This window comes from Bacteroides finegoldii DSM 17565, assembly GCF_000156195.1.
Classification (GTDB): Bacteria; Bacteroidota; Bacteroidia; order Bacteroidales; family Bacteroidaceae; genus Bacteroides; species Bacteroides finegoldii.
In genome coordinates this window covers 1-4549 of record NZ_GG688318.1, presented here as the reverse complement: position 1 = coordinate 4549, position 4549 = coordinate 1, and the positions used below count along the sequence as shown (strand labels likewise).

3 protein-coding genes are annotated in these 4549 nt (G+C 36.7%); 1 reads left to right on the top strand and 2 read right to left on the bottom strand.

The features are described from left to right. Positions 1 to 324 precede the first annotated feature (324 nt). Both BACFIN_RS17205 and BACFIN_RS17210 read right to left on the bottom strand, forming a co-directional pair. Positions 325 to 1548 (bottom strand): IS4 family transposase, encoded by a 1224-nt coding sequence (locus BACFIN_RS17205; RefSeq protein WP_007748656.1) that lies wholly within the window; start codon positions 1546 to 1548, stop codon positions 325 to 327. A 265-nt stretch (positions 1549 to 1813) separates the two neighbouring features. After that, positions 1814 to 4111: a DEAD/DEAH box helicase gene (locus BACFIN_RS17210; protein ID WP_007748654.1), complete on the bottom strand. Its 2298-nt coding sequence runs from the start codon at positions 4109 to 4111 to the stop codon at positions 1814 to 1816. 228 nt (positions 4112 to 4339) lie between these two features. Here BACFIN_RS17210 and BACFIN_RS17215 point away from each other — a divergent pair. After that, a partial coding sequence (locus tag BACFIN_RS17215) for an ISAon1 family transposase N-terminal region protein (protein WP_007748651.1) occupies positions 4340 to 4549 on the top strand: 210 nt, incomplete at its 3' end.

Below are 4549 nucleotides of genomic sequence, written 5' to 3'. Positions count from 1 at the left end.
TCTTGCTCTTGAATGTTTTTTGCTGAACGCTCTGCGGTAGAAACGCATATTGCAGAGGTCGGTTCCTCCGTCAAAGATGATATCAAGGTGGTTGGCACAGGTCTTGTTTTTAACAAGGCTCATGGGATAAAATCATTCTTCCTAATTTGCCTGCTGTGAGGACGGATTGTTCCATCTATGGATCAGGTGGTTATATGCAGTTTCCCGATTTTAGCTCAAAGAGATAGCAAAAAGAATTATTACTGTCCGCTAAACCATAAAACATCTTGTCCAACCTCTTGAAACATAGAAGTTGGACTTATTTGTATGCGTAGACAAGCCCCCTTAGTCTATTTCCTCCCCTTCCGGAGGTGGATTTGTTGCCTCTACCAGCATTCTTTTGAGGTCTGCTTCTGGATTGTTGAAGAAGTTTTCAAGGTTCAGGTAGTACATCAATACAATTCGTACCATAGTTGCCAGCCCGGAGAAGCTCCATCGCCTTGTCAAGGTGCTTTGAAGCACAGAAAGAAGCAGGTTTGCTATGAGCGTGACCCAAATTTGTATCTTGATGGCGTTTGCACTCTCTCCATAGAAGTATCTCAGTGGGAAATTTTGTTTTATTTGCTTGAAAAGTGACTCTATCTGCCAACGACGGCGATAGATAGCCACTATTGTCTCCAATTCCATGTCAAAATCATTGGTTAAGAGTGATATGAGCTTTGGCTGCTTACCCTTCTTAACATCCACATACGTTATTATACGTGCGATATGGTTGATTCCGTCTTTACGGAACACCACGACTTGCTCGCGATATTCCATTTCGCCATTATTGTTCTGATACATACAATCTACAAGCGTGTCATAGACAAGATTTTTCTTCATTTTGGTGACATAGACCACATTACGCTCTGTAAGTGCCTCAAACTTTGCATAATTTATATATGCTCTGTCAAGTGCCACTATCTCATCGTGACGGAAATGGTTTGGTGCCAGCATAAACGAATCGTTGGTGGCTGCTGAAGTAAACTTCACGTCACAATGTACACCCTCGTTGGCATGTATGACAGAGTGGACCTTTATACCTCCTTTCTTTCTGCCTGTTTTGGGATGGCGTCCCACACCTTTGAAAATGGCGTTAGAGAAGAGTGAAATGGTGGTGGAATCAATGATGCGGAGACGTTTTATCCACTCTTCCGTACCGTTACGTCGGCTGTCCGAGGTAAGTTTCTCCTTATTGGCCTCGTAAAGGTTGTGATAGACCTCTTCAAAGAACTTTTCAGAGCGTCTGGCATTGGCATCTGACAGTGTGCTGCGCTTAGGGATACGCTCTATGCCTACATGGTGAAGCTTACGTACTTCTGTTATCATAGTGGTTTCTATTTCGCGCAATGAGTCAAAGCGCATGATTACGGCATAGAGCATTGTGAGCAAGTGTGTGTACCCGTCAAAGCTCTTTACATACCTCTCACCACCATGTTTGCGGCTAATTTCAACTATTTTATCATGGTCAAGAGATTTTATTAACTGACCATATACCGGCTGTCCGAAGAAATGTGTACTTTTGCCCATCGTTATTTATGTTTTGTTTGGCGACTGCTAAATAACGATAATGGGCTGACTCCTGCAAATGGAATCAGCCCTAATTTTTATTCAACTCAAAATGTTTAGCGGACAGTAATAAAAAAGAATAATCATCTGTTTTGGCGTGAGGTAAAGCCCTTTTCTCTGCTTAATGCAGGTTGTCTGCACACGTTCATCCAAAAGGACTTTAAACGAACGTGTACAGACGAATAAATCAACTCTTACTTTTTGCGGAGGAATTATACTATTGTCTTTAGTTTACAAATCGTTCTATTACTTTCTGATTTTCAGGTGGTAATTCATAGTAAGATTGTGCAACAACAATCTCCTGCTCATTGATATCTTGGATATGAGGTTTTAATGTTTCCATATCTTCAAACATCACGCCATATTTTAAGAGCCATATTTCTTTAGGATCGTCTGTTCCATATTTAATATAATTTGCAGCCGCCAATGCCCGTTCTTCTTGATGACGTTCAAAGAATTTATAAAATGCCGCATAGAGTATATCAGATAATTTAAACCCTATGAGTTTATCTAAATAGTCATATGTATCATATATAATGCTATCATAGTCAACAGACGAAGCCGCTGTGCCATATTCAAATAGTGGCACAGCAAAGCAATTCTTATTAGGTATTTCTTGATATTTAGCAGTGAATCTAGCCTCTAATTTAAATTCCCACTTATTTCGCTTATATTCAGAACGTTCCTTTGTTCGACTTACATATTGATAGCGTAACTGACACATATTTTTAAATGTTTTGGCTTCTACACGCCAAACCAAAATACGGATTGCTGTATGAAGAATACTAATTTCTCCTTTTGACAAATCTCGTCTTATATAGTGAGCATAGAATTTTTCGAACGATTCAATCATATTTTTCCAGCGTTCGCCATTGGAAATGACAATTTCAGATGGAATGAATTTATTTTTATAGAATAAGTAATCAAGTAACTGTGATATAAGCTGATCGCTTTCGTCATCGCTTAATCGCTGTAACTTGCTTTGTGGCAAGTTAAGATAGTCGTCATAACTACCATCGTTCAATTCTTGTTTTATTTCTTCTAAATCATCATCTTCTAATTTTTCTTCATCTAGCATTGATTTGGATGATAGCCGATCTTCCGTATTCATTAATTTACGAAACTTTGTCATACCCGAAGATCTTATAACCACGCACCCATAATCAAATTCAGGAGATTCCGATGAACGACCTGCACGCCCTATTAGATTTTTAACCCCAATAGGATCACTCGCCTCAAGTCGATCTAAAAAAACGATGTCGAAAGGCATATTTATACCTTGCTCTAAGGTTGAAGTGGCAAAACAAATTCTACAAAAACCACTTTTTGTGAAGTTCTCAACAACAAGTCGTGCTTCTAAAGGCATCGAACCATGATGTACAACAATGCCATATGAGAGTAAATCAATAAATAAAGAATAGTAATTCCTTGAATAATCAGTTTTACCTCCAGTATACATCTGTATTCTACTTATAAGGTCAAGAGCTCTTTTATCTGATATTTTTTTACATAGTGAAATATAGGGTTTGAATTCCTGATAAAATTCACGTGATAGTATCTTTGATTTGGAAACATAAAATAACACAGAGCCTTCTTCTTTAATACATTTTAATATGGGATCGAAGTTGCATTTGATTTTTCGTGAACCCATTATTTCTTTATTTATACCAAAGTGAAAAAACTCGGAATTATCATATGTAAGATAGAGCTGTCCGACATTACGATGCTTATATCTTCTAAAATCGGTCTGTTCATTCCCTAAATTATTTCGTTCTATCTGAGAAGCAGGATTTTCAATAAATGGCTGAGCGAAAACTAATTTTGCATTCTTAAATTTATCATGACAACGGCGTATTATATTATCAAAATACATTCCTCTTAGATTTTCTTCATTGCTTAATTGCGCTTCATCAAACAAAAATAACCCAATATTAAAATCATTGGCATACTTAAATATCTCTCTACAACGCTCTGGTGTAACAATAAAAACATTTTTGTTAGCGTGTGCAGTATTTACTTTCTCAACAAATGTAAGAATATTGACACTTTTATCCGGAATTAGATTACAAAGTTTAGAGTAATACTCATTTATGAGTGCTCTAGAAGGCACAACTACGACTACATCCGTATCACAATCCCGAATTAAATTCATTATGAGATAGGACTTCCCTGTACTCGTAGGAGCAGAAAAGCTAAACACTCTATTCTGAGCTATACCAGAAGCTATGCCAACTTGTACAGGAGTATAGGTATAATTGTAATGTTCATAGATTACATCCTGATACATTCTAAAGATTTGCTCTTTTAATGTTTTTGGCTCGGACAAGTCTTTGTAAAACAATGCCATAAAGCGTAAAATCTCTATCTCTTTTAAAGCAAAAATTTGAGGATAATATACTTTTATTAAAGATAAAGTCTCAGAATCAGATATGTCAATAAGCCCTTTATGAAATACATTTGAGATAACTTCATTAAGAAGTAGCTCAATATCATTACCTTCTAAAATTTGTTTCATTCTATTCATACATCAACTGCTACACAAATTAATTCTGAGCTATCTGTTAATCGCTGAAAATAAGCATTAGCTTGGATTTTAGTAATTAATTCATCATCACTCTCATTTTTTGCTGCAAAAGCAGCAATATATCCCTTTTGCCCATTATTATAATTTACGAAAGCATTTCGCGGGTCAATGTAAAAACCTGAGGGGTAAATTTATAAATTGTTATCTTTGTCTCCAAATTCATAGCTTATGGAGTTAAACGGTTATCGCCTTCTTCTTCCTGAAGGCACTTTAGACTACTTTGATCTTGTTGATGTGAAGGAAAGTGTAAATGAAGTTGTGTTCTACCTTGAGGAGAAAAATATCGTTCCTGAGAAGTATACAGATCAGGATACTGAGAGTAAAGGCTTTTATGACCCTGTTATTGTTCAGGATTTTCCTCTCCGTGGCAAGAAGGTT